Source organism: Metabacillus sp. 84 (assembly GCF_050107715.1).
GTDB lineage: Bacteria > Bacillota > Bacilli > Bacillales > Bacillaceae > Metabacillus_B.
This window is the reverse complement of the sequence record NZ_JBNILN010000002.1, coordinates 60,823-86,569: the sequence shown is the minus strand read 5'-3', so window position 1 is coordinate 86,569 and position 25,747 is coordinate 60,823. Positions and strand designations below refer to the sequence as shown.

The following is a 25,747-nucleotide window of genomic DNA, read 5'->3' as shown; positions in this document are numbered from 1 at the left end:
GACATCGAGTACGCGGCCGTGAAATATAAAAAAAGCTCCGTCCCTGTAAAAAGGGACGAGAGCTTTCTCCCGCGGTACCACCCAAATTAGTGTACACAAACTACACTCGCTTGACATTCGTAACGTGAATGCACGGCAGACACTACTGTTTTCTTTCGCATCTGCAAACTCAAAGGCGAGTTCATGAACATTTGCTGCTGACTTGCACCTTCCGTCAGCTCTCTATGGTGCATCCTGTTCACTACTGCTCCTTATCACCGTTCGACTATTTTCTTCTAAAACCATTTTATAAAAAATTTGAGGGATATGCAAGCTGGTTGCAGCGATTTAGGGAAAGCTTCAATGAGGCACTTCTTATGGTAGAGGCGGCTTGTGACTTGGACAATTTTTGGAAGAGGGAACTTCAGGCTGGTCTTGCTGGGTGGAGAAGGTAAAGCTTCGCAGGACAGCTTCACCGCTGTAGCCGGCGATAATCGATAACAGAATGAGCTGCAGTGACGATTGAGGCTCTGAAGAGATGACGAGCATAATCGCTGCAATGGTTCCGATCACAAGGTCTTCATAAAAACCAAGGTAAATAAACCGTTTCGTCATTCTCGGTTTTTCCAGTCGCCCCCTTTTATTCATGTGGCTTACAATCCCCATTAAACCTCCGATGATACTGGCTACCAAAATTTGAGCTGTCATCACACCACCGATCCTTCTTTTTTATTCTGGCAAAGCAGATAAATAAAAAATACAGATTGGCAGTCCCACGGGGATGGGTAAGGCTTTTTATTTTTATTATATATAACCGGTGGACAAGCCGCCTGATTATTTAGAATTATTTTCCATAAATGCCAAACGAACCAATTTCCCAAAGAAAAAGCCTGAGATGGCAGGATCTCAGGCTTTTTATCCTTCTGCTGTTTTGGAGGATAATTCTTCCTCCACCGGTAAGTTGATTGAGCGGTCGTAGAATAGTGTCAGGAAGAAACTGACAAACAGCAAACCGATCAGAACGGCAAACATCATGGACATGTTGAACGCATCCACCAGGAATCCTCCCAGTAAGGGACCAATCATTCTCCCTGCAGTTGCCATACTGTTTACAAACCCCTGATAAAAGCCTTCTCTCCCCTTTGGAGCCAGCTGATTGGCAATTGTGGGAACAGCAGGCCAAACCAGCATTTCACCGATGGTCAAAATGACCATCGCTGTTAAAAACCCGGTGAATTCCCCGGCAGCTGCCGCTATGGCAAATGAAAACATAAAGATTCCCATTCCAATGAGCATTTGCGCTTTCAGTGATTTGGCAAAACGTTTAACGAATGCCGAAATGAACGGCTGTCCCAGCACAATCATCAATCCGTTGACCGTCCACAGCAGACTGTATTGCTTCAGGTCAATATTCAGCGTTTGCGTATGTGCAGCAATGGTGGACTGCCATTGAACATACGCGACCCAGCATAGGAGGTAGCCTCCTGACAAAACCGACAAGGCTGCAAATTTCGTCCGGTCTTTTTTTTGAGGCTTCTTTGACACAATGGCTGAAGGATGAACGGTTTCGCCTTGAATATTTCGGTAGCCGAGAAATGCCACGAAAAAGAAGACAGCATACAGTAGACCGTTCGCCATGAAAATCCACTGAAACGAAATCGATGCAACCAGCCCACCCAAAGCGGAACCGATGGCTACCCCGGCGTTTTGTGCTACATAAATCGCGTTGAATGACTTTCTTCCGCCTTCAGGCCAGACACTTCCTGCCATAGCATACGTAGCCGGAAATACAATCCCTGATCCAAAACCGACAATCGTAAGCAGGATCACATAGTAAGGCCATCCATGGAAAAACACCATCAGAAGCAATGCAGCGAGCGTGATGGTAATTCCAAGAAGAATCGAACGGTATCCTCCAATCTTGTCAAAAAGGACGCCCCCAGCCAAATTCCCAATTACACTTGCTCCGGCATTCAGCATGAGCACCAGCCCTGCAACCGTCAGCGATTTCCCTAATTCATCGTGAATATATATGGTGTTAAGAGGCCATAAAAAAGAAGCCCCGGTTACATTAATGATCATCCCAATAATGAGAAGCCAAAGGGAACGCGGCATACGAACCCCTCCTTTTACACTGACTTTCGTTCCACTAGAGTAGTTTATGGAATTTCACGATGTTTTTCAACTGCAGAATACTGGTTTTACAAATAGATAATAGTTCTGACAATTGTTTTCGCTTCAAAGCATTATGGCTTGGGATGAATGACAGCTTGGAATACAAAGAGATTACACAATACCCTACTCCTTTATTCCAAGAAAAAAACCCCGTCAATAACGGGGGATAACACCTTATATCTCTCTCCTCAATGCGGATAGAACATCAATGTTAGTCGCCTTAACAGCTGGACGAAGGCCTGATAGAATGGCTACTCCGATGCTGATGGCAGATGCGATCAGGACAAGCGAAAGCGGAATGTAGGAAATCTGCATTTCCAAAGGAGCTCCCCCGCCAGCAGTTGATTGAAGAATCATTGGAACAATCTGATTAGCTGCCCAGCCTATGCCGTAGGAAATCACGACACCGATGATAGAGCCTGCTACTCCAATCCAGGCACTCTCCATTAAAAACAGCCTTCTAATCATCTTCGGCTGCGCTCCGATTGCTTTCATAATTCCAATCTGCTGTGTCCGTTCCGTTACGGCCATCGTCATCGTGTTGAAAATTCCGATGGAAGCAATGAGAACCGCTATGGTACCAACAAAAATCAATCCGATCTTAAAGGCATTGAAAAATAAATTCATGCTTTCAAGCTCTTCCGTAATGGAGTAAACAAGGTAGCCTTTTTCTTTTAATGCCTTTGTAAGGCCGTCTACTTGATCAATGGAAGACGCATAAGCCATCACATTCGAATACGTTATTTCATTCGGGTCGAATTCCGGGTCAACGAGCGGAGCAAGCTCCTTCAGCATATTTTGTCCGATCATCACATTAGTGTCTTCCATGAAATCTCTGGCTGGTTTTTTGGAAACACCTGTTACCGTAAATTCATAGGCCTGTTCTTTTTCATTTTCATCAGTATATACAAACGTTACCTTTTTGTTTAAAAGATCTTCCTTATATCCCTCAGGCTTTTTTGCTCCGTCTTCAGGATTCGAGTTGAATTGCTCAAGCTGGGCCTGTTCCTTTTCAGTATAGAGCTGTGATCCGAAATGATAGCCGACCACAATTTCATTTGGTTTTTCCGGCATCCTTCCCCTGTCCAGTGACAAGCTGGCTTTTTTCTCCTGCTCCATGTCTGTGATAATGGAAAGAAAATTCTGGCCTGTCCTTCCTTCAAACTCTGCTCTGGCCGGAACATTTATGACATTTCTCGTAACAACTGCTTTAACATTTTCAGTATTTTTAATATCATTGATCTGCTTGCTCGTAACTGGCCGAGCCTCTTCATCCTTCTTTTGCAGCCCATTTATCGTTACCTCTGTCAACACTTGCTGCTTTTGAATTTCTTCCGTTACACTGCGCTGAAAACCGAACCCGACGGAAGCGAGAACAATCAGAAACGAGCATCCCATTGTTGTGGCAAGAACCGTCGTAAATACCCGCAGACGGTTTTTCTTAATGTTTTGTCTGACAAAATTGATCTGATCCTTAAGCTTCAACCGGAACACCTCCATTCATTAATACGCCGTCGTGAAGATTGAAGCGTTTACGGCTGATGCCCGCCACTTCATCATCATGCGTAATGATAAAAAACGTAATGCCTTTTTCGCGGTTTAATTCCTGAATGAGTTCAAGAATTTCTTTTTCCGTCTCTGAATCAAGACTGCCTGTCGGTTCGTCTGCCAGGATAATTTGAGGATTCAAAATTAATGCTCTTGCGATACTGACCCGCTGCTGCTGTCCTCCTGAAAGCTCATTCGGATAATGATTCGACTGGTCAAGCAGACCGACACGGCTGAGCATCTCGTTCACCCTGATCTTCCGCTGAGAGGCACTGACCCCTTTTAAAGTAAGAGGCAATGCAATATTTTCGAAGGTTGAGAGACTCGGTATTAGCTGAAAATTTTGAAAAATAAAACCAAAATGGTCAAGTCTGAATTCCGCCCATTTTTTTTCGTTAAATTTGGCCACATCCTGCCCTTGGATAAGGATCTCACCTTCTACCGGCTTCATAAAGCCTGAAATTAAATTGAGCAAAGTTGATTTTCCAGATCCGCTTCGGCCGACAATGGTTGCAATATCGCCTTTTTCAATATCCAGGGAGATCCGGCTGAGCACCGGAATCTCCCGCTCTTTTCCCTTTTTTCCGACAAAAAATGAATGTGAAAGCTCTTTAATACGAATCATAATTCAATTCCTCTCTTATTTCGCTTTTTTATAAATCGTTACATATCCTATTGCTGCGCCAGTTCCTGCCCCTATTAAAATTCCTGTGATATAGCCTGGAATGGATTCCCCGCCGATTGAGTACCCGAATCCTCCAAACCCAAACATTCCGAGCAGAAGCACAATCAGGAAAACAGGCAAGTTGAACGATTTCCATAGAAAGAAATAGCCGTTTCTTTCAGCGGGATGACGCAAAAATGCAGCGTACCCGATTGCCGTGTAAAGGATGGTCAGACAAAGCGGCGTAATGATCCTTTCAATCATAGTCGTGTCATCATACCAAACGATGTTCAATCCGGAAAAATTGATCAGGATATCCGCAAAGCCTTGATTATAAAGAGCAGAGGCATCCATAAACACGTCCAAATTCATGATGCTCACGGATACGATCAATACCGGCAGCAAAAGCATGCTTCCGCCAACCATGCCCTGCGCGAAAGAAGTACCTGTCAGGCATCCGGCTGCAAAAAGAAGAGAATAGATCATTACAGCTGACAAAGTCAGGTATAAATAATACTGAACCGTGCTCTCTAAAACAAAAGCTCCCGTAATATTGAGAGTAACTGAACTCACACAGAATGAAACAATCAAACTTATCACAATTGTAATTGTGCCGACCAGCCACTTGACCCAAAAAATGGCACTTCGTTTAAAAGGCAGAGCCAGTGTGAAATCCATACTGCCTCTTTGTTTTTCTGACCCAAGCATTCCAATTGCCAGAATGAACGGCATAAGCAGGGTCACTCCATTAAAACTTGATTCAAACATGCTAAACTCAAATTTCCCGTTGCCATACTCTAAATAAGAGGAGTACGCATTCATAATCATCCACGGCAAATAAACAATCAACACAGCTGATGCTGTAATCAGGCCGATATATGCCTGCCTGATTTCCTTTAGTATTAGTCCCTTAGCTACCATCTGCGCTTCCCTCCAAACTTTGCAATAAAGACTTCTTCAAGGCTCACAGGGAGTTCATTCCAAATTTTTGGTTCAAGGGATTGAAGCCACGCCCGCTGCTCTTCATTTTTCTTTTCCAGCAAAACGGTATAAAAGACGCCCGTATGATCCAAAACCGGCAATCCCCTCTCTCTGATCTGCAGGTGGCGATCATGCTCGAAAGCAAGCTGAAGCTTCAAATAATCTCCTTTAATATCTTCCATATCCACTAAATCAGACAGCGTATTTCCCTCCAGAAAAGCAATTCGGCTGCATATCCGCTCGATGTCTTCCAACCGGTGGGAAGTAATCACTATGGCTGTATTTCTATGCGCAACTTCATCGATCATCAGCTCGAGCACATCATGGCGTGTCACTGCATCAATCCCATCCGTCGGTTCATCAAGCAAAATGACTTCCGGCCTCATCGCAAACGCGATAATAAGCGAAAACTGCTTTTTCAGCCCCGTAGACAAATCCCGATATTTTTTCGTCTCCGACAAATTATACCGGTTCATCAGCTCATTGGCATAAGTCACATCAAAGTCCGGATACAGCGGCTTTAGAATCCGGATCAGCTGTTTATACGTATAGCGCTCATAAAATCCATTGTGAATCGGAACGTACACAACCTTCTGCTTCACATCCGGATGCTTACTGATCAGCTTTCCGTCATATAGAATTTCTCCTTCATCCGGCAGCAGGATCTGTTCAATTAAACGCAGAAGAGTCGTCTTACCAGACCCATTTCGCCCAAGCAATCCGAAAATCTCTCCGGCTCTAAGAGAAAAAGATACACTCTGCAGGATGCTCTCTCCATTCATCTTCTTAGATAAATTCCGCACTTCAAGCATCTTTATTTCCTCCAACCTCTTTCTTAATCTCATCCAGCCAATCGTGGAGCTGACTCACATCAATTCCTGCATAAGCTGCATCAATAATCAGTGTCTTCAGCTGCTCCTTAAGCATCTCCATCTTCCCCTCATCCAGTTTGATTTTCACATTCTCTGAGACAAAGGTTCCTCTGCCTCTGAGAGTCTCAATAATGCCTTCACGCTCAAGCTCTTTATATGCCTTGCTCACCGTATTCGGATTCGCAATAATGATCGTGGCCAACTCCCGGACCGAGGGAAGTTTATCTCCGGGCTTCAAAGCCCCTTTCAAGCACAGCTCCTTCATACTCTGAACAACCTGTTCATAAATAGGCGTCGAGCTGCGAGGATCAATTTGTATCATGATCTCCCTACTTTCTCCAATTAAATGAACTGTATCTTGTGTACTACACCAACTAATACACTTATTACAATAAACAGATGTGCTGGGATTGTCAATGGCGGGAAGGTATTTTTTCAAAAAAAGGGGGGTGGGCAAGTGGCTTATCCGCTGTATGGATGGTTTTAGGGGTGTAAGTACGCAATCACGGCGGGTTGCAGGTGCCATACGTTTAGTGGCGGTGGGTGCGATTGGGCTCTTTTCTATTTCTTCCTGATATTCTTTGTTTTACCCCCGCTCGCTTTTCTTGGGTTTCCACGCATCCTTGCCTGTCACTGGAGTCCTCACTCTTCTTGTCCGACATTCCACATTCCCCCCTTGTCTGTTTCCGGTTAAAATCGATTTCCCATCAAAAAACAAAATGCCTAACCAAAATGTTTCTTTCAGCTCAAACACGACGCTCTTCCTCCGGCCTCAACAAAAAAACACCCTCAAAATCGGGTGCTTTCCGTCTTTCTCCATCTCTATTCTACTCACGATCCTGCAGGATATCATTTTCGCTTTCAACCAGGACATCTAGATGACCTTTTTCTTCAAGTTCTCTTTGCATTTCCATGGCTTCCGCTTCGCTTCCGAAAGCCGGGCCGTCAAAAACACGTTCCCCTGTTTCCTTGTCCGTGTATTGCACAATGTATGTTCTCATTCAACTCGCCTCCTGGTTTTCTTTTTTCCCTTTTTGAAGGATTAAAAACGCAGAAGAGAATCAGTTTTCAGGATGCTGTTTGGACTTGATGGGCTGGCCTTTTTCGGCATATTTTTGCTTTGCTTTCTTTACTGGGTCCAATTCTTTTGAGAACTCCATTTTGCTTTGTTCCGGAGTTTTCGTTTTTTGCTCGGGATTGTTCTGGTCAGATTTAGTCGCCATCGTGTACCCTCCTTAGTGCCGTTGCAGAATCATTTCATTTTGCAGCTGCTGAAGCTGGAGTCTCATTCTGTACAGCTGCTCTTTTTGCTGGTCGTCGCAGCTTAATGTCAGCTTATTCAGATCATTAACTGCGTTTTCAAGCAAGGATTGCGCTTCGGTGTACTCCAGATCATGGTAGTGCTCTTGCTTTGCACCGCTTTCAAATTGTGCTTTTGCATAGTTGTAAGCTTCTGTGCATTTTTGCATATAATCTTCTACGGATTCCCGAGTAGCCATGTAGATGCCCCTTTCTTCACGTTATTTCGCCTTTATAGGATTTGCCTAAAAAGCAGGTTTAACCCCTAAAAAATTTGTCATTCAAAAAAACGGCATGATAAAATGGCATAATGACAATATTTCTATCAGGAGGCTCATCTGATTTGGTTCAGTCCAACCCTTTTCCGTTTGCAGCGGATACAAAAAGGTATCATACATGGAATTATCATTTGAAAAATACATTTGGCCATAAGGTGTTTAAAGTGGCTTTGGATGGTGGATTTGATTGTCCAAACCGGGATGGAACGGTTGCTTACGGAGGCTGCACGTTCTGCAGTGCTGCAGGTTCCGGTGATTTTGCCGGAAACCGGGCGGATGATTTGAATACACAATTTACAGAAGGTAAATCGAAGATGCATCAAAAGTGGAAAGACGGCAAATATATCGCTTATTTCCAAGCCTATACCAATACTCATGCCCCGCTTGATGTACTCAAAGAAAAATTTGAAACCGTGCTTGGTTTTGATGATGTGGCAGGGTTATCCATTGCTACGAGGCCTGATTGCCTTCCGGATGATGTGGTCGATTATCTTGCTGAATTGAACCAGCGGACGTATTTGTGGGTGGAGCTCGGTCTTCAGACCGTACACGAACGGACTGCTATGCTTATAAACCGCGCCCATGATTACCCTGCTTATGTGGAAGGTGTGAACAAGCTTCGAAAGCATGGGATCCGTGTTTGTACCCATATTATCAACGGACTTCCTCTGGAGGATACCGGGATGATGATGCAGACTGCCCGTGAAGTGGCAAAGCTTGACGTGCAGGGGATTAAAATCCACCTGCTCCACCTGCTGAAAGGGACCCCGATGGTCAAGCAGTTTGAAAAAGGCCTGGTTGAATTTTTATCATTTGATGATTATGTTAAGCTTGTCTGCGATCAGCTTGAGGTGCTTCCGCCGGAAATGATTGTGCACCGGATTACAGGGGACGGTCCAATTGATTTAATGATTGGACCGATGTGGAGTGTGAATAAATGGTCGGTTCTGAATGCGATCGACAGGGAATTGGAGAGGCGCGGAAGCTATCAGGGGAATTTCTTCAATGGGGAAGGAGCAGGCTTGTTATGAAGCTGGCGCGAATCCTTCCATTTTGCCGCGAGCTGCTTGCTTCTGCTGTAGGACCTGGAGATGCAGCTGTTGACGCAACAGCTGGAAATGGCCATGACACTGCCCTTTTAGCTGACTTAGCTGGTGAAAGCGGCAAGGTGTTCAGTTTTGATATACAGGCTGAAGCGATTGCCGCAACTTCAAAGCGGCTTCAGGAACTAAATCTTCATAACCGGGTCACATTGTTTCATAAAGGGCATGAGCATGCGGAACGCTCCATTCCGGAAGTATATCACGGCACCATTGCCGGAGCCGTCTTTAACCTAGGCTATCTGCCGGGAGGAGATAAATCCATTGTTACTTCACCTACCTTTACTATAGAAAGCATTAAACAGCTTCTCAGAATCATGAAACCTGAAGGGATAATCGTTCTTGTGATTTATCACGGTCATCCTGAAGGGAAATTGGAAAAAGAAGAAGTAATGGATTTTGTAAAGAACCTCCCTCAGGATGAGGCTCATGTACTGCAATACCAATTTATAAACCAGAAAAACGATCCCCCCTTCATATGTGCCATTGAAAAACGATGAATAAGAAAGAACTTGCAGATATTTTGGGATAAGACGCTCGAAAGTCTGATTGGTCTTATGAACAGAAAAAAAGTGCTCAGAGCATGCTCCGGGCACTTTTTTCTATTGGTTTTACTGGTATGAGCTATTCAGTCTTTTGAACGGCCTCCTTACGTATTCTGCGCCGTCATTTTTTGAAATGTCCGGTAGGCCCTTCCGTTCAGGTAAAAAAACAGGGAGGTGCCTCCTCCTCTTTTTAACAGGGCTCTCGCCAGTTTGTTCAGCTCTTTTCTGGACGTTACCTTTTGATCGGATAAGTAAACACCGAGCAATCCCCTGTTAATCAGCCTGTGAAATCCTTCATGCGGAATCCCTTCTAAACTGCTGTCAGCTTTTTCAATAAAATGCTTAAGACGGCTCATCATGCTTTCTTCCGTCGGATAATAGCTGCAGAAATTCAAATCTCCTCCTGCCCGGTCTTCTTCCTGATCGATTAAATAATCAAGCAGAATGTGGAGACCTTGGACATAGGGGAAATAGCTATCGCGAATCTGTTTAGCCAGCCCCTGGTCAAATGAGTGCTGAAAGCCGTATGCAGTGAGGCAAAAAATGCCGAGTGTCGATCCGCTGCACGCGGAAAACTCATACCATTCCATTTCAGGCAAGGTGCTCCGATGATGTTCAAACCACGTTTCAAGCCGGGGCACCCGCTCATCTTTTTTAACGTGTTTATGTACCTGAAGGTCACAATAATAGCCGGACAGTTCAAGCAGGGTTTCTTTAATGTTCGGGTAGTCTTCAATCCTGCTGAGAATCCGCTGGCAGGTTTGGACGAGTTCATGCAAATATCCGCCATCATCCTGATCTTCACGGTATGCGTAATAATTTTTCAGCTCTGCTCCGCATGTCAAAGCGTCCGGCATCGATTGATGCAGCATTCTGAAATCGTCCGGATCCAGTGACGTGCTTCTGTCGCACAAATTATCCAAATAATCGCTGATCGTCTGATAAGCTACAATAAATTCAATGCATTCTTTCATCCTGGGACCTGCCAGAATCGCTAAAATGCTCCCGCCTTCACAGTGGAAGGACTTATCATTAATGCTTGCCAGTGCCTGGCTTCTTAGCTCCTTATTTGGAATAGCTTCCGCTTTTGTCTTCCACTCTCCCAAATAGGCATGAACAATGGGAAATACATTCTTATATACTCTTTTCATAAGGGAAAAAGGGGATTTAGGGATGGTCATGTCAATTCACTCCAATTTTCGTTAGGCTGCTCCGGCAGATGATACTCCGTAAAGGACAGGGCCATTCTGAATACTTGATCACGCTCGGGTTCATTGAAAATTTCGTGATAAAATCCTTTCCACTCCTTAAAGGACTTTTCGGAAACGTCCAGACGGTTAAACCAGGATTTCACAGCGAGCTTATCCACTATTTTATCATCACCGCCCTGCATAACAAGAAGCGGAACATCGGGAAACACGTGCTGTTTATTATTTGCCTGAATAACGGCATGGACGAGCTCTCTGTACCACCGGACTGAGACCCTGGTTACATACAGTGAGTCATTTTCATCGATTTCAATAACAGATTTGTTTCGGGTCGCCATTTCAATGCTTAAATTCGATTTCAGCAGAAGAGAGGGCGATACAATATTCAGGCCCCTTGAAACCACATCCAATGCCCGGTTTGGTTTATGCATCAACCCGAGGCAAGGGGAAGACAGAATGACACCGGCCAATTTATGTTCTTTTTCCTGAAGAGCTCTGATCGCAATCAGTCCACCCATACTGTGGCCAAGAAGAAAGAGTGGAAGGCCGTATTTGTCCGCTTCCGTCAGCCAGCTGTTCAGTTCAGCGATATACTCATCAAAGGACTGGATGTGCCCGCGCCTTCTCGTTGAAGTCCCCTGTCCGGGCAGATCTCCCATAATGACGTTGTAGCCGGCACATCTCCACATTTCAATCAGCCATTTATAGCGGCGGTGATGCTCTGCAGCCCCATGGATCATCACAATCGCAGCTTTCGGACGGTCAGCTTCCCATTTCCACATGTGAATTCCTCCATTAATCTCAAATCTTATCCTAGAGTCCTTACAACCCGGTTTCAATTTTATTATAATGTACTTAGATTCCCCTAATTACAGGAAAGGATGTTTAGCAATTGATCTATCCCTACAAAGATTCTATCCCTCAAATAGCCGATTCTGCGTTTATAGCCGATTATGTGACCATTACGGGAGACGTAACGATCGGTAAGCAGTCCAGCGTCTGGTACAACACTGTCATACGGGGGGATGTCGCCCCAACGGTCATTGGAGACCGGGTGAATATCCAGGATCAGTGCTGTCTCCATCAAAGTCCAAATCGTCCGCTTATAATTGAGGATGATGTAACGGTTGGACATCAGGTTATACTCCACAGCTCCATTATCAGAAAAAACGCTCTGATTGGCATGGGCTCCCTGATTTTGGACGGAGCAGAAATCGGCGAGGGGGCTTTTATTGGTGCAGGCAGCCTCGTCCCGCCGGGTAAAAAGATCCCCCCTCATACTCTTGCCTTTGGCAGGCCGGCAAAAATCATACGGCCCCTAGAGGAAGCTGATGTAAAAGATATGGAGAGGATCCGCAGAGAGTATACGGAAAAAGCCCAAATTTACAAGCAGGCTGTCCCGTTAAAAAAATAAGGTAATTCATTTTATCATGGCAGGGCGGCAAGGCAAAAGCCATACCTGCCTGCCATGCTGCAAACGCTGGCCGGAATGGCAGCCGGCTTGGCTGATTGGATAAAAAGCTTTGCTTAGTTTACTAAAAAATTCTGGCTGCTGCTGAAGAACTGGAAGAATTTTTTACTGAACTTAAAGGAAATGAAAAAAAAAGATTGAATTTCTTTACAAATTCTTATTATTAACTAAATATTTCTAAATTAGAATAGTATAAAAGGCGTTTGTAAAGGAGCATCTGTTTATATGAAAACCAAGCTGATTGCAAACATGTATGATTTTGAGTGCAAGCTTTTCCGAAGCCTCAACCGGCACTTCGACAGAAAGTTTCTCAACATGTATTTTCGGAACATCACGCACGCCGGAGGAGCGACTCTGACCATCGTCATGTGCTTAGCTATAATTTTCTTTACTCAGGGTCCGGTCAGGTGGGTAGCCATCGCCAGTGCCGCTTCCCTTGCGATAAGCCATATACCTGTCGCCATTGTTAAAAAAATGTACCCAAGAAAACGCCCTTACATTGCACTGCTCGAAACGAAGGTTCCGGCTAATCCGCTGGAAGATCATTCTTTTCCATCCGGCCATACGACAGCGATATTCTCAGTCATCATTCCATTTCTTCTATTTATGCCGAGTCTTGCACTGGTCCTGATCCCTTTAGGAATCAGCGTGGGACTGTCACGCATTTACCTTGGGCTTCACTATCCTTCTGACGTGCTGGCAGGCTGTCTGCTCGGCACCTCGACCAGCATCATGACCTTTATGCTGGTCAGCAAGTGGTTTCCGAATTTTCTGCAGTTAACCTAATTGATTCGGTTCGACTTTAATGTCTGGAGGGATTCGATGAAAATCGCATTGTTTACCGATACGTATGCCCCCGATGTAAACGGGGTTGCCCGTACATTAAAACGGTTTACAGACTACCTTGAAGCCAATGGCCATGAATATCGTGTGTTTGCACCCGAAAGCACGAAGGAAAGCCTTTTTTCCAGTCACATTCACCGATTTGCGAGCTTTCCTTTTTTCCTGTATCCAGAGTGCCGCGTAGCGTGGCCGAACATGCTCCAGGTAAAAGGTGAGCTTCAAAAATTCCAGCCTGATCTCGTCCATATTGCTACCCCCTTCAATATCGGGTTCTGCGGCATGCATTATGCAAAAAAGCTGAACATACCCATCGTCGGCTCCTATCATACAGATTTTGATCAATACCTCGAATACTATGATCTGCAATTCCTGTCTAAAATTTTGTGGAAGTATATGCACTGGTTTCACAGGCCCTTTAAAAAACTGTTTGTTCCATCCCCCGCTACATTAGATCAGCTTAAATTACAAGGCTTTCCCAATTTGAAGATCTGGGGAAGAGGAGTGGATTGCTCTATGTTTTCTCCAAGCCTTGAAGGCTTTGATGTCCATGAGGAATATGGGATTAAAGAGCCTTTCATTCTCTCCTATGCGGGCCGGCTTGCTCCGGAGAAGGACATCGAAACGCTGATGAAAGTCGCCAAGACACTGCCGGCACACTTGAAAGAAAAGGTCCACTTTTTAATCGTCGGCGATGGCCCTTCTAAGCTTGAAATGATGAAGGATGCACCGGACAACATGACATTTGCGGGATATGTAAGCGGTCGAAACCTGGCAAAGATCTATGCGTCCTCTGATTTATTTGTTTTCCCATCCCCGACTGAGACATTCGGCAATGTTGTATTGGAGTCCCTTGCTTGCGGAACCCCGGTCATTGGAGCGAATTCCGGCGGTGTGAAGAACATTATTTCTGAAGGTAAAAATGGACTGCTTTGCGAGCCCCGGAATCCTGAAGCTTTCATCGGGGCGATTACAAGCCTGCTTGAGAACCATAGTCTGCGAGAGCAAATGTCCAGACACGCCAGGGCTTATGCACTTACTCAAACCTGGAGCCAAATCTTTGACGGATTGCTGAACGAGTATGAAGAAGTGGCTGTTCAGCGTGATGAAGTCCGCTACGCATAATCTCCTCAGCCGTGCTTAAACGGCTGATTTTTTTATATTTATATAGTATGGGGGTGGTTTTCAGTACAAAAGTACAGCTGAAAATGTGCACCCTCATTCCTCAAGGATTTTCTATGCCAAATCAAGTTTTTTACAGACAAAAAAAGGGCTGGATACCAGCCCATCCTTTTACCTGAACCACTTAATATAACGTCCTGCCCATTTCTTCAGCGCTCCATCAAACAGCTTTTCTCTCCAGTAAAGGTCAGCTGCTGATTGGATAGCAGCAGCACGGTTTGGATAGGGGTAGACCATTCCTGAGAGGCTTCTCAGCTTTTTCCCGCTGCTTTTCGCAAAAACGACGGTTTGCATCCAGTCTCCTGCCCCTTGTCCGACTGCATGTGCCCCGAGAATATTCCCTTTTTTGTCCATGATCAATTTAACAAAACCGGTCTCTTCTTCTGTTACGAACCGGTCTACTTCCTCCAGTTTCTTTTTGTAGACGGTTATTTCCTCCCCCTGTTCTTTGGCCTCTTTTTCTGTTAATCCGAGGTGGAACACTTCGGGGCGCGTGTATACATTCCATGGCATGTTTTCATAGGAAATTTTGCTCTTCACTCCAAAGACGGCATTTTGGACAATGGTTTTGCCTTCCTGACCAGCTGCATGAGTGAAGATGTATTCCCCGGTCACGTCGCCAGCTGCGAATATATGCTTTTTGCTTGTCTGAAGGTAGTCATTTACTTTAACATGCCCTTTTTCATTCAGCTCAACTCCTGCGCGTTCCGCATGTAAGCTCTTTGTATTCGGCACGCGGCCCATAGCAAGAAGGATGTCGTCCACTTCAAGCATTTCTTCCCGCCCGCCGCTTTTCAGATGGAGAACCTTGCCCTCACCCGAAAGTGTAACCTTTGCAACCTCTGTGCTCGAAAGGATGTCCAATTCCTTTGACAGCTCCTCAGTCATAAAGTCCCTCACATCATCATCTTCTTTTGAGAGGATTTTACCGGAGCGGTCAATGATTGTAACCCGGCTTCCCATTCTTGCAAAGGCTTGCCCCATTTCCACACCGATTGGCCCGCCTCCGATAATCGCTAATCTATTCGGGAACGCATCCATTGTAAAAATGGTTTCATTTGTCTGAAAACCTGCCTCCTTCAGTCCTTCAATGTCAGGAGAAAGCGGGCTTGAACCAACGGCAATTACGATCCGTTTTCCTTTGAGAATTTGTCCATTTACCTTAACCTTATGAGCCCCGGTAAATTCAGCCTGGCCATGGAAAATATGAACGCCAAGCTCTTCAAAGCGTTCATCTGAATCATGATGCTGGATGGTTTCAACTGCCTTTTGAACAGATTGTTTTATCCCATCAAAATCTACATTCAGTTCAGTCCCGTATTTTAGAGCTGTTTTCTTCCCTGTATAAAATTCATTCGCCTGGTGAATAAGGGCTTTGGATGGGACACAGCCGACATGCAGACAATCGCCTCCCAGTGTTTCACGCTTATCGATTAAAGCGACTTTTGCTCCGAAAGATGCTGCACCGGCTGCAGCCGTAAGTCCTCCTGATCCTCCGCCAATCACAATCAAATCATATTTCATCGTCTCTTCCTCCTATTTCAGTATTCGCTTTGCTTCAAATAAACGCTGAAAAGCGGTGAACATCTCAAGTAAAAAGAAGAGCAAGGTGAACCAGATAAGCTGGCCGCTGAGCAGAATCATCAGCGAAAAAAGGATAAATCCTTCTGTCCTCTCTGCGACTCCAGCTTGATAATAAAAGGACTTGACTCCTTGTTTTTCACTCAGCGCACCAACCGTCAAAAAGATCGTCATGGAGATGATAATGGAGCAGCTTAAGAGAAGCAGCGCCCATTGAGCCTCCGGAAAAGCTGCGGCAAGCCCGAGAATGACACTGATTTCTACGACTCTGTCAAAGGTGATATCAAGAACCGTTCCCCATGCAGAAGGCTTCGTTTTCCTTGCCATCGTTCCGTCCACTGCATCCAAAAAGCCTGACAGCCATAGCACCAGTACTGCAAGCAGAGGCTGACTTAAATAAATAAAAAGACCGGAGGAAACACCAATTAAAAAAGCGATTCCCGTTACCTGATTTGCAGAAAGCTTCCACTTTAGCAGAATGGAAGCTGTTCCTTCGATTACCGGCTGGACATATTTCCTGCCATGCGTATCAAGCATCCTTTTCCACCTCTTCATCCTGACCGGGAAACAGCCGCTTTTTTACTCTCTTTCTAAATAAAAGAGGAAGAAGGGCCATTACCGCAAATATTGCAATCGCGATATAGAGCGTTGACCGATTATCCGCTGTAAAGCTTGAACCCAGAAAGTTATAAGCGAACGTTCCAGGTATAATTCCAAGGATGGTAGCCATTAAAAAGGAAAACCAGCGAATGGAAGCAAGTCCTGCTACATAGCTGATTAAATCAAAATTCACAATGGGAAGAAGGCGAAGAAGGAGAACATATAAAAATCCATTCTTCTCTATTGCTTTTTTCACTGTATCGATTCGGCCGGAATCAGGTATGATTTTTCTTCCAAACTGCTTTGAAAGGAAATAGGCCAGCATGGCTCCGCCAGAAGCGCCGGCGAGCGTATATAGGAAGCCGGATACCGGTCCGAATGCAAGCCCCCCCGCCAGCGAGAGGATGGAGGCAGGGAAAAGAATTACCGGCCGGACGGTGTAGATAAGAATGTAAACAACCGGTCCCGCGGCCCCTAATGATTGAATCCAGTTCTTGATCATTTCCGGGTTCAACTTTAAATAGGTCTGATTAAACCAGAGGAGGAAACTGGCTGCTGCTGCAAGGATCAGCAGTCTTACTGTTTTTTTCAATGTCTGGTGTGCTCCTCTCCTGTTTTGCTTACATACACCGTTTGGCCCTCTGTCAGGGGCTCAGCACTATACAAGGTAATTTGCTGACTTTCAACAGAAATTCTGTAGAAAACGCGGCCGTATTTATACACCTCATTCAAAACGGTTCCTTTCCACCCATCTACCGCAGGCTGCTTTAGGATGTCAAGTTTCAATGAGGGAATAAACTCATGATTGATAATCAATCCGTCGCCGTAAAACGCGGCAGCTGTTTCATTAGCCGGATTCAAATAAATATCGCGCGCTTTCCCTTTTTGAAGAATCTCCCCGCCGTGGAGAATGGCCAGCTCGTCTCCTATCATCGCCGCTTCCTCCATATCATGTGTAACAAAAATCGACGTTATGTTTTGTTCCTTGAGCAGGCTCTTGACCCAAATCCGAAGCTTATCTCTAAGGAGTGGATCCAAACTTGCAAACGGTTCATCAAGGAGGAGGAGCTTTGGATCCATGACAAGGGCCCGTGCCAGCGCAGCCCGCTGCTGTTCACCGCCTGAAAGCTGGTCGGGATAACGGTTTGCAGCGTGCAGCATTTCTGTTTTATCAAGCATTGCCTGCACCTTTTTTCTTCGGGTTTCCTTGTTGATTTTTTTCAGTTTTAATCCATATTCTGCGTTTTCAAAGACCGTCATATGCGGAAACAGAAGGGCCTGCTGAAAAACGAGGACGACCTCTCTTCTTCTTGCCGGAACTGCTGTCACGTTCTTGCCGTTTAAAAAAATCTGTCCGGAATCGAGATGTTCCAATCCCGCCAGGCATTTCAGCAAAGTGGACTTTCCAGTACCCGAAGGGCCGATAAGGGAGAGGATTTCACCTTTTTCCATTGTAAATTGTGTCCGTTCCAGGACTGGCTGAGATTTATATTGCTTTGTCCCGTCAAATGTTAGATAGGGCATTCCATCACCTTCCTTTATAAGCAGCGGTCAACCGGAATAAAGCCTCGAAAACCAGCCAGACTCCAATTGGAATAAGGGCGAACAGGAACGAGAAGGCTGCCATTACAGCTGTATCTGCCTGTTCAAAATAAGGGAAATAAACGAGCGCTAAAGTGAGTACATTTCCCCCGCCTATTAAGCTGGTTAAGATATACTGTCCGAGAGAAATAACAAAAACTAAAAACGCAGATGCTCTAAACGATGATATCAGCAGCGGCAAATGAATGGACCGAAAGATTCTCCACTTTGACGCACCAAGTGTTGCTGCTTGTTCCTCCCAGCTCCGGCCCATCTGCTCGAAGCCTGCCCTGAACATTTTAATTGTATAGGGAAGGGTTGGAAGCAGCTGAATCAGCACCACCCCGCTCCATTCATTTGCAAGTCCGAGGCGGATCAGTGAAATATGGAGTCCCATCGCAACCAGCAGCGCAGGAACTAAGAGCGGTGCAAGCAGGACTGTCTCTGCAATTGCTTTGCCCCTGAAATCTTTAAATGCCAGAGCTTTCGCTGCAGGAATGGCAAGCAGAAAATTCAGCAGCACAACTATGACGCCAATGGCAACCGAAGTCCAGACAGACTGAATCAGCAACGGGTCCTCTGCCAGCACACTCCATGCCCTTAGCGACCAAGCGGATTGAAGCAGATTCTGAGGGTCCCTGTTCAGTATACTGCTCGCTAATAAGGCGGCAATCGGCATAAACACCAATGCTAAATAAATGGTTAAAACAGGTGCCGAGCCTTTCTTTTTAAAAGGCGTTCCGCGAAAGGAGTCATTGCGGATCCTTCTCGTTCTTCCCCATAGAATGTAAAACAGGATCGTCAGAAGCAAAATGAGCACGGTGATAGAAAGCATTGCAGTATAAGCAAGCGGTCGCTGAGACCAGTCACCGTTATAAAACCAGTCGAAAGCAAGGACTGAGATCATTTTTGGATAGGTGATCCCGAGCAGCGCAGGTACTTCATAGGCCGTCAGAATAAAGGCAAATAAGATTAGAAAGATTTCACTTATAACCGGAAAAATCACCGGCCATTCTACTGTTGTAAACACATCCCGCTTTGAACCGCCAAGCGTAATAACCAAGTCACGTCTGCGGCCGTCCATATCCAGGTAGACAGGCAGCAGCATCAGAATGACAAATGGAATTTCTTTCGTCACATACGTAAGAATAATTCCAATTCCCCATTCATCCCGGATCAGGACAGGAAACTGTTCCTTCTCAAGCCAGCCAATCTGCTGAAGAATCTGCGGAATCCATCCTGTCTGGTCAAGCAGCAAAAGAAGCATGTAGCCCCATACAAAATGGGGGAACAGCAGCGGAGACCAGGCAAGCAGCTTAAAAAGAGGGCGCCGCAAAAACGGGGCTATCTTTCTTGTAATCCATAATCCTATGAAAATTGAAAGCAAGGACGAGAAAAAAGCAATGAATAAACTGTAAATAAATGACATTGTAAAGCTTTTATCTCTCCAAACTTCAGCATAAGCATGAAAAGAAAAGGTGGTTTCCTCCCTCAGGCTCTCCAAAACAGCAAAGAGAAGGCCTGAGAGGATCATGATGCCCGCTACAAGCAGTGCGGGCATCACGCCGCCTGGAATTCGTTTATTTTTGAACCACTTCATTCGTCCAGTTCTCCTTTAGCCAGTTCACATATTGTGAATCAATCTCAGGCAGGAATGCATCCTCCAGCTCCTCAGGAGACAATACACTTTTCCCCCGATCGATTTCATCGAAGCTTTCTCTCTGTTCCTCTGTCAGCTTTGAGTAATCAAGCGCTGGACTTTCGCCCCAATATTCAGGGGAAAGCTTTTTAATCTGGGCTTCAGGAGAGAGAAGAAAATCAATGGATACTAAAGCTGCTTCTTTATTCGCGCTGTTTGCCGGGACAGCCAGGAAATGCGTGTTTCCAATAGAACCGGATTCGAGGACAAAGGATCGGGTGGTTTCCGGAAAAACCCCTTTCTCTATTAAGCTTTCTGCTCTCGCCTCATTGTACCCCATGGTCATGGCAACTTCCCCATTTGCATACAGTTTATCCAGCTCGGTTAAATCATTTGGATAAAGCTTTCCTTTTTTCCAAAGATGAGGCTCAAGCTTATTCAAGCTTTCCCATAGCTCCTTGCTTCCTGAATTGGCATATTCCTCATCAAATCCCTTATCAAGAAGCGTTTTTGCGCCCCCTGCCGACTCATAAAACAGATGGCGGATGAAAGCATTCCCGGTAAAGTCCTTCGGATCGGGATAAGTAAACTGTCCTGGATTGTCCTTCGCCCATGACAGCAAATCCTCTATTGTTTCGGGAGGATCCTGCACTTTTTCAGAGTCGTAATGAAACACAAATTGAACCTTCCCCCATGGTGCTTCGTAGCCATCCGTTTTAAGGCCGAAGTCATAGCGGTTTTCGAGGGATTTTGTATCGTAGTATTGTTGATAGTTTGGCAGTTTTTCAGTGATTGGTCCAAAAAGCAGATCATTTTGTTTGGCATTTTTAAAGTTTTCTCCGTTTAGCCAGACAAGATCAATTGTTCCCTCTGCCTGTCCTGCACGCTTTTCCGTTTCAAGCTTCTGTAAAATTTCCGGGGTATCCATTGGGATACGCTCCAGAAGTATGTTTTTCTTTTCTTTCAAGACAGGCTTCACATATTCATCGATATAAGCATTGATCCCGGGGTCTCCCCCCCACATATGGAGCCTGATTTTTTTCCCGCCGGCTGCTTTTTCAATATCCGCCCATCCGGCATTGAGAATATCTGTATTTGCTTTTTCCACATTCGCATTAGAAGAACAGCCTGCCAGCAGCATAATTGATAAAAATAATAACAGGAATCGCTTCATCATATATCCCCTTTTTTGTTCATTTCGACCATGATATGTACCCCAAAAGTCCTACTCCGAATCAAATGATTGCACACGCGTTATTATTAACCGGGCTGGCCCTTCCAGAGCCAGCCTCTAAATCCTACTCAAAATCCTGTATGAATTCTTCATATCCTTCTTTTTCTAAATCTTCTTTCGGTACAAATTTTAAAGCCGCGGAATTCATGCAATAACGCAGTCCTGTCGGCTTCGGTCCATCAGTGAATACATGGCCAAGGTGAGAATCGGCATATTTGCTGCGTATTTCCGTCCTTTTCATGAAGAGAGTGTTATCTTCTTTCTCAATTATATTTTCAGGAACAAGCGGTTTTGTAAAGCTTGGCCAGCCCGTGCCGGAATCGTATTTGTCCTTAGAGCTGAAAAGCGGCTCTCCGGAAACAATGTCGACATAGATTCCTTCGTCTTTTAGATCATGGTATATATTATTAAATGCTCTCTCTGTTCCGTCCTTCTGAGTCACTTTGTATTGCTCAGCTGACAGCGTTTTTTTCAGCTCTGCATCTGAGGGCTTCTTGAAGTCCGCGTAATCAGCTGTTTCATTCGATTCTTTTGAAGCCTGCTCTATTTTTACTTCACGGTCCCCTCCCCATACTTTATCAAGAAACTGATCCCGTCCAGAGTTGCTGCGATAAAATTTGTACTGAACGGAGCTTTTTTTGTAGTAGTCCTGATGGTAATCCTCAGCTTGATAAAACGTGCCTGCTTCTCTGATTTCTGTTACGAGCTTCGAGTCAAACCTTTCCGATTGTTCAAGTTCAGTTTTTGATTTTTCAGCAGCCGCTTTCTGCTCTTCACTATGGTAGAAAACGGCGGATAAATACTGATCCCCTCTGTCTACAAACTGCCCGCCGTCATCTGTAGGATCAATCTGTCTCCAAAATACCTGCAAAAGCTCTTCATATGTGACGAGCGACGGATCATACACGACCTGTACTGCCTCTATGTGTCCAGTTGAACCGGAAGATACATCTTTATAGGAAGGATTTTTTGTTTCTCCACCGGTATACCCGGAGATAACCTCGCTTACCCCTTCAAGCTTTTCAAAAGGGGGTTCCATGCACCAAAAACATCCGCCGGCAAATGTCGCAACCGCCTTTTTCCCATCCGTTCCTTTTTCATCGGTTCCGGCTGCTGCAACCGGCTGTGTTTCATGAGAGCGCTTCGTAAAATATTCACCAATATTCGGCATGACCGCAAATAAAATGGCAGCTGCTCCCGCAATGATCAGAATAGGCATCCACATCTTCATTTTTCATTCTCCTTCCAGTATTAAAGGGATGGTGAACCAAAATTCACTTCCCTTGCCTTCTCTGCTGATAACACCGATTTCTCCACGGTGAAGTCCAATAAATTCCTTTGCAATCGCAAGCCCCAGCCCTGAGCCTCCTAATGCCTGGTTTCTGGATTTTTCAGCCCGGTAGAACCGTTCGAAAATCCTTAACTGGTCGGCTTGCCTGATTCCAGGACCCTCGTCCTTGACCGAAAAAAGGATTTGATCCGCTTTTTTTTCTGCTTTTAAGAGGATTAAGCCCTGGTCCGGCGAATGGCTGACTGCATTTTGAATCAGGTTGGAAAGGACTCTCATGATCTGTTCCCGCACCATGAATACCGGGGGCAACCCTTCTTCAAGCTGGAGTTCCAAGCGAAGCTGCTTTTCCTTTAAAATGAGTTCCAATGGCTGAAGAACGTCCAAAATGAGCTGGTCGGCATACACTGGCTCCGGAAGAAACGGAATCATCTGACTGTCCAGCTGAGACAATTCGAATAGCTCCTGAATCAGCTTGCTTAAACGGACAGCCTCTTTCTTTATGGTGGATAGATACTCTTCCTTCTCCCGCTCATCCCTCACCACTCCGTCTTCCAGCGCTTCAACATAGGAGAGAATGGAAGCTATTGGGGTACGCAAATCGTGAGAAACGTTAGCAATCAGCTCTGTCTTATAAGCCTCGGACTTTTTCACTTCCATAAACATCCGATCCAGTTTTTCAGCCATTTCATTAAAATGACTTCCGAGCTCCTTAATTTCGGCCGGTCCCTTTTCGGAAATCCGGACATTAAAATGACCGTCTGACATTTTCTTTGATTCCGATTTTATTTGGTTGACCGCCTTCATGAGCGGTTCTGTCAGGAAAAAGTGGGCCAGAGAAGAAAGAACCCCTGCTGCAAACGTCATAATTGTTAAAATCAGGATGGAATCATTTGGAATCGACATCTCCACAAAACTGATCAGCAAAAAAATCAAAATCAAGGATGTGCAAAGAAAATTTGCTAAAATCAACAGCGTTCTGATTCTCATAAGATGGAACGCTCCAGCTTGTAGCCAATTCCCCAAACCGTCTTAATAAATTGCGGTTCTGCCGGATTTTTTTCCAGTTTTTCTCTCAGTCTTCTGATGTGAACATTCACCGTGTTCCCATCTCCTGAGAAATCGTATCCCCACACCTTCTGAAGCAGCTGGGATCTTGAAAACACTTGGGAGGGATGACTCGCCAGCAGCCATAGGACATCAAATTCCTTAGCAGTCATTTCCACAAGAACCTCACCTGACTTTACTTCTCTTGCAGATGAATCAATGGTAATCGTTCCGAACGTAATAAAATTCGTTTCAGGCCTCTTACCTTTTGAAACCCGTCTAAGCATGTTCTTTACCCGTAAAACAAGTTCTCTCGGACTGAAGGGCTTTGTCAGATAATCATCTGCTCCCAACGTGAGGCCCAGAATTCGGTCTCTTTCCTGACCAAGGGCTGTCAGCATGATAATTGGGACATCCTCATCCTCCGCCCTGATTTCTTCTGCTGCAATCCACCCGTCTTTTCCGGGCATCATCAGATCCAGAATGATTAAGTCCGGCCGGCCCGAACGCCACTTTTCTACCGCTTCATATCCATTTACTGCTGATTCCACCATGTATCCTTCCCGCTCCAAATACCGTCTGCATACATCAAGGATGGATGGTTCATCATCAACAAGCAAAACCTTCTGCATCAATCCCGGCTCCTTTTACGATCTTTCCTATAACTATATCCCAGCATCGGCATTATGGGTACTAATCATGCTCTCGGCTGTATGAATAGAGTACCCGCTGAAAATTATAAAAGAATAAGCAAAAGATTAAATTTCTATGAATTAATTTTCGAAAAGATCCGCTCCCTAAGAAAACGGATGAAAGCGTAAAAAAGATCAATGCAAAAATTGGCAGCAAAAAGGCCCGAAACCAATTGGTTCCGGGCCTTGCTTTTCGGTTCAGGATCAATGAAGCACTATATCAGATGCAGGCCCATTTATACCTTCTATGAAAGAATGGTACGAAGCGCTTCTGCTTTGTCTGTCTGCTCCCAAGGCAGTTCTACATCTGTACGTCCAAAGTGACCGTAAGCTGCAGTTTGTTTGTAGATTGGACGGCGAAGATCAAGCATTTTGATAATCCCTGCCGGCCGAAGATCAAAGTTTTGGCGCACTGCGTCAACTAGAGCTTCTTCACTTGCTTTGCCTGTGCTGAATGTATTGATCGAAATGGACACAGGCTGGGCAACACCGATCGCATAGGCAAGCTGGACTTCACATTTCTCTGCAAGGCCTGCTGCTACAATGTTTTTAGCCACATAACGGGCAGCATAAGCAGCAGAGCGGTCAACCTTCGTCGCGTCCTTACCGGAAAACGCACCGCCGCCGTGGCGTGCATAACCGCCATACGTATCAACAATGATTTTACGTCCAGTCAAACCAGCATCACCTTGAGGTCCGCCAATAACAAAACGGCCTGTCGGATTTATGAAGTATTTGGTGTTTTCATCGATAAGTTCAGCAGGAACCACCGGCTTAATCACATGCTCTTTCAGGTTGCGCTGAATCTGCTCCAAAGAAATTTCCGGGTGATGCTGGGTGGAAATAACAATGGTATCAACGCGAACCGGTTTATCGTTCTCGTCATACTCAACTGTTACTTGCGTCTTTCCATCCGGGCGAAGGTAAGGCAGAATTTCTTCCTTACGCACTTCTGCCAGTCGGCGGGAAAGCTTATGTGCAAGAGAGATTGGAAGAGGCATAAGTTCTTTTGTCTCATTGCACGCAAATCCGAACATCAAACCCTGGTCCCCAGCACCAATTGCATCAATTTCCTCATCTGTCATGGTTCCTTCACGGGCTTCAAGTGCCTGATCGACACCCATTGCAATATCTGCAGACTGCTCATCAATGGATGTAAGCACTGCACACGTTTCAGCATCAAAACCATACTTGGCCCGTGTATAGCCGATGTCTTTAACTGTTTCACGGACAATTTTCGGAATATCGACGTAAGTTGAAGTTGTAATTTCTCCAGCAACCAGGACAAGACCGGTTGTTACGGATGTTTCGCAGGCAACACGTGCATTCGGATCGTTAGCAAGAATCGCATCCAGGATTGAATCGGAGATTTGGTCACAAATTTTATCCGGGTGTCCCTCCGTTACGGATTCTGAAGTGAATAGATGGCGTTTAACTGACAATGTAATTCCTCCTCTGAATTTTCGGCTGTTCTATTGGCAAGGTTCAGTTATGTACTTCCCCTCTTTGTTTGAGACGGAACTCGTTCCCTTTTCTTATCTTTAGCTTTATGTTAAGAATCTTTCCCTATAAAATCGGAAAAAGATTCCAGACTGCATAAAAAAACCCTTCCTTCTTAATAGAGGAAAGGAGTTATTATTCAGCCTTTCACTCTTATCGCTCAAGGACTACAGCCTTGCGTCAGGTTAGCACCTTTGCATGAGAGAAAACCGAAGTCTTCCGACCTTGCAGGTTGCTGGGCTTCATAGGGCCTGTCCCTCCGCCAGCTCGGGATAAGAGAATCCGTTCAAGGACATATAATACCTCAATTTTCCCGTAAATGTCAACAAAAACTGAAAGGATGTTTTTGAACGAAAAAGCATTTTTGTATGCGCTCTCCCTTAAAACAGAGGTATAATGTTGGTAGAGCTGGACATGGTATGGAATTGAGAGCCATTTCCCGC

At 45.2% G+C, this 25,747-nt stretch carries 27 protein-coding genes, 1 riboswitch and 1 other annotated feature; of the genes, 5 read left to right on the top strand and 22 right to left on the bottom strand.

What is annotated here, in order from left to right; translation table 11 throughout:
* Positions 1 to 48 precede the first annotated feature (48 nt).
* Positions 49 to 267: a binding site (T-box leader), on the bottom strand.
* Positions 268 to 354: 87 nt separating this feature from the next.
* The 10 genes from ACQCV8_RS05000 to ACQCV8_RS04955 form a co-directional block, all read right to left on the bottom strand.
* Positions 355 to 687 carry a DUF4257 domain-containing protein gene (locus tag ACQCV8_RS05000; protein WP_426843794.1) on the bottom strand — a complete coding sequence of 111 codons (333 nt, stop codon included), beginning with the start codon at positions 685 to 687 and terminating at the stop codon, positions 355 to 357.
* Between the two features lie 207 nt (positions 688 to 894).
* Positions 895 to 2,094 carry an MDR family MFS transporter gene (locus ACQCV8_RS04995; RefSeq protein WP_426843463.1) on the bottom strand — a complete coding sequence of 400 codons (1,200 nt, stop codon included), beginning with the start codon at positions 2,092 to 2,094 and terminating at the stop codon, positions 895 to 897.
* Positions 2,095 to 2,328: 234 nt separating this feature from the next.
* Positions 2,329 to 3,639: an ABC transporter permease gene (locus ACQCV8_RS04990; RefSeq protein WP_426843462.1), complete on the bottom strand. Its 1,311-nt coding sequence runs from the start codon at positions 3,637 to 3,639 to the stop codon at positions 2,329 to 2,331.
* Positions 3,629 to 4,327 carry an ABC transporter ATP-binding protein gene (locus tag ACQCV8_RS04985; RefSeq protein ID WP_426843461.1) on the bottom strand — a complete coding sequence of 233 codons (699 nt, stop codon included), beginning with the start codon at positions 4,325 to 4,327 and terminating at the stop codon, positions 3,629 to 3,631. The genes ACQCV8_RS04990 and ACQCV8_RS04985 overlap by 11 nt, the downstream gene beginning before the upstream one ends.
* 15 nt (positions 4,328 to 4,342) lie before the next feature.
* The gene (locus ACQCV8_RS04980; RefSeq protein ID WP_426843460.1) at positions 4,343 to 5,287 is read right to left on the bottom strand and encodes an ABC transporter permease subunit; all 945 of its coding nucleotides are present in this window, start codon (positions 5,285 to 5,287) and stop codon (positions 4,343 to 4,345) included.
* A complete protein-coding gene (locus ACQCV8_RS04975) occupies positions 5,281 to 6,159 on the bottom strand; it encodes an ABC transporter ATP-binding protein (RefSeq protein ID WP_426843459.1) in 879 nt (292 codons plus the stop codon). The genes ACQCV8_RS04980 and ACQCV8_RS04975 overlap by 7 nt, the downstream gene beginning before the upstream one ends.
* Entirely contained in the window at positions 6,152 to 6,541 is a 390-nt protein-coding gene (locus ACQCV8_RS04970; protein WP_426843458.1) for a GntR family transcriptional regulator, read from the bottom strand. Before ACQCV8_RS04970 ends, ACQCV8_RS04975 begins: the two co-directional genes overlap by 8 nt.
* A 505-nt stretch (positions 6,542 to 7,046) precedes the next feature.
* Complete coding sequence (locus ACQCV8_RS04965) at positions 7,047 to 7,220, bottom strand: hypothetical protein (protein ID WP_426843457.1); 174 nt, start codon at positions 7,218 to 7,220, stop codon at positions 7,047 to 7,049.
* Positions 7,221 to 7,280: 60 nt separating this feature from the next.
* The gene (locus ACQCV8_RS04960) at positions 7,281 to 7,442 is read right to left on the bottom strand and encodes a glycogen biosynthesis protein GlgD (protein ID WP_426843456.1); all 162 of its coding nucleotides are present in this window, start codon (positions 7,440 to 7,442) and stop codon (positions 7,281 to 7,283) included.
* Positions 7,443 to 7,454: 12 nt separating this feature from the next.
* Positions 7,455 to 7,718 carry a YtzC family protein gene (locus tag ACQCV8_RS04955; protein ID WP_426843455.1) on the bottom strand — a complete coding sequence of 88 codons (264 nt, stop codon included), beginning with the start codon at positions 7,716 to 7,718 and terminating at the stop codon, positions 7,455 to 7,457.
* 143 nt (positions 7,719 to 7,861) lie between these two features.
* Here ACQCV8_RS04955 and ACQCV8_RS04950 point away from each other — a divergent pair, with 143 nt between their 5' ends.
* Positions 7,862 to 8,827: a TIGR01212 family radical SAM protein gene (locus tag ACQCV8_RS04950; RefSeq protein ID WP_426843454.1), complete on the top strand. Its 966-nt coding sequence runs from the start codon at positions 7,862 to 7,864 to the stop codon at positions 8,825 to 8,827.
* Positions 8,824 to 9,396, top strand: coding sequence for a class I SAM-dependent methyltransferase (locus ACQCV8_RS04945; RefSeq protein ID WP_426843453.1), 573 nt, complete (start codon positions 8,824 to 8,826; stop codon positions 9,394 to 9,396). The genes ACQCV8_RS04950 and ACQCV8_RS04945 overlap by 4 nt, the downstream gene beginning before the upstream one ends.
* A gap of 149 nt (positions 9,397 to 9,545) precedes the next feature.
* On the opposite strand, the gene ACQCV8_RS04940 is transcribed toward ACQCV8_RS04945, so the two are convergent.
* Positions 9,546 to 10,622 (bottom strand): tetraprenyl-beta-curcumene synthase family protein, encoded by a 1,077-nt coding sequence (locus tag ACQCV8_RS04940; protein ID WP_426843452.1) that lies wholly within the window; start codon positions 10,620 to 10,622, stop codon positions 9,546 to 9,548.
* Positions 10,619 to 11,431 (bottom strand): alpha/beta hydrolase, encoded by an 813-nt coding sequence (locus ACQCV8_RS04935; protein ID WP_426843451.1) that lies wholly within the window; start codon positions 11,429 to 11,431, stop codon positions 10,619 to 10,621. The genes ACQCV8_RS04940 and ACQCV8_RS04935 overlap by 4 nt, the downstream gene beginning before the upstream one ends.
* A 110-nt stretch (positions 11,432 to 11,541) precedes the next feature.
* Between ACQCV8_RS04935 and ACQCV8_RS04930 the strand changes: the two genes are divergently transcribed.
* The 3 genes from ACQCV8_RS04930 (at position 11,542) to ACQCV8_RS04920 (ending at position 14,085) form a co-directional block, all read left to right on the top strand.
* Positions 11,542 to 12,063, top strand: a complete 522-nt coding sequence (locus tag ACQCV8_RS04930) for a gamma carbonic anhydrase family protein (protein ID WP_426843450.1) — start codon at positions 11,542 to 11,544, stop codon at positions 12,061 to 12,063.
* Between the two features lie 282 nt (positions 12,064 to 12,345).
* Complete coding sequence (locus ACQCV8_RS04925; protein WP_426843449.1) at positions 12,346 to 12,906, top strand: phosphatase PAP2 family protein; 561 nt, start codon at positions 12,346 to 12,348, stop codon at positions 12,904 to 12,906.
* Between the two features lie 36 nt (positions 12,907 to 12,942).
* Positions 12,943 to 14,085, top strand: a complete 1,143-nt coding sequence (locus ACQCV8_RS04920) for a glycosyltransferase family 4 protein (RefSeq protein WP_426843448.1) — start codon at positions 12,943 to 12,945, stop codon at positions 14,083 to 14,085.
* A gap of 168 nt (positions 14,086 to 14,253) precedes the next feature.
* On the opposite strand, the gene ACQCV8_RS04915 is transcribed toward ACQCV8_RS04920, so the two are convergent.
* The 10 genes from ACQCV8_RS04915 to metK all read right to left on the bottom strand — a co-directional run bounded on the left by ACQCV8_RS04915 (position 14,254) and on the right by metK (position 25,246).
* Positions 14,254 to 15,666, bottom strand: a complete 1,413-nt coding sequence (locus ACQCV8_RS04915) for a dihydrolipoyl dehydrogenase family protein (RefSeq protein WP_426843447.1) — start codon at positions 15,664 to 15,666, stop codon at positions 14,254 to 14,256.
* 12 nt (positions 15,667 to 15,678) lie between these two features.
* Positions 15,679 to 16,260, bottom strand: coding sequence for a CDP-alcohol phosphatidyltransferase family protein (locus ACQCV8_RS04910; protein WP_426843446.1), 582 nt, complete (start codon positions 16,258 to 16,260; stop codon positions 15,679 to 15,681).
* On the bottom strand, positions 16,253 to 16,915 hold the full coding sequence (locus tag ACQCV8_RS04905) for a TVP38/TMEM64 family protein (protein WP_426843445.1): 663 nt from the start codon (positions 16,913 to 16,915) through the stop codon (positions 16,253 to 16,255). Before ACQCV8_RS04905 ends, ACQCV8_RS04910 begins: the two co-directional genes overlap by 8 nt.
* The gene (locus tag ACQCV8_RS04900) at positions 16,912 to 17,847 is read right to left on the bottom strand and encodes an ABC transporter ATP-binding protein (protein WP_426843444.1); all 936 of its coding nucleotides are present in this window, start codon (positions 17,845 to 17,847) and stop codon (positions 16,912 to 16,914) included. The genes ACQCV8_RS04905 and ACQCV8_RS04900 overlap by 4 nt, the downstream gene beginning before the upstream one ends.
* Positions 17,848 to 17,851: 4 nt before the next feature.
* Positions 17,852 to 19,504, bottom strand: a complete 1,653-nt coding sequence (locus tag ACQCV8_RS04895; RefSeq protein ID WP_426843443.1) for an ABC transporter permease — start codon at positions 19,502 to 19,504, stop codon at positions 17,852 to 17,854.
* Positions 19,485 to 20,720 (bottom strand): ABC transporter substrate-binding protein, encoded by a 1,236-nt coding sequence (locus ACQCV8_RS04890; protein WP_426843442.1) that lies wholly within the window; start codon positions 20,718 to 20,720, stop codon positions 19,485 to 19,487. Before ACQCV8_RS04890 ends, ACQCV8_RS04895 begins: the two co-directional genes overlap by 20 nt.
* Before the next feature lie 121 nt (positions 20,721 to 20,841).
* Positions 20,842 to 22,008, bottom strand: coding sequence for a peptide-methionine (R)-S-oxide reductase MsrB (gene msrB, locus ACQCV8_RS04885; RefSeq protein WP_426843441.1), 1,167 nt, complete (start codon positions 22,006 to 22,008; stop codon positions 20,842 to 20,844).
* 3 nt (positions 22,009 to 22,011) lie between these two features.
* On the bottom strand, positions 22,012 to 23,055 hold the full coding sequence (locus ACQCV8_RS04880; RefSeq protein ID WP_426843440.1) for a sensor histidine kinase: 1,044 nt from the start codon (positions 23,053 to 23,055) through the stop codon (positions 22,012 to 22,014).
* Complete coding sequence (locus ACQCV8_RS04875; protein ID WP_426843439.1) at positions 23,052 to 23,747, bottom strand: response regulator transcription factor; 696 nt, start codon at positions 23,745 to 23,747, stop codon at positions 23,052 to 23,054. The genes ACQCV8_RS04880 and ACQCV8_RS04875 overlap by 4 nt, the downstream gene beginning before the upstream one ends.
* A 302-nt stretch (positions 23,748 to 24,049) precedes the next feature.
* The gene (gene metK, locus ACQCV8_RS04870; protein ID WP_426843438.1) at positions 24,050 to 25,246 is read right to left on the bottom strand and encodes a methionine adenosyltransferase; all 1,197 of its coding nucleotides are present in this window, start codon (positions 25,244 to 25,246) and stop codon (positions 24,050 to 24,052) included.
* Between the two features lie 208 nt (positions 25,247 to 25,454).
* Positions 25,455 to 25,583: riboswitch (SAM riboswitch) on the bottom strand.
* Between the last annotated feature and the right edge of the window lie 164 nt (positions 25,584 to 25,747).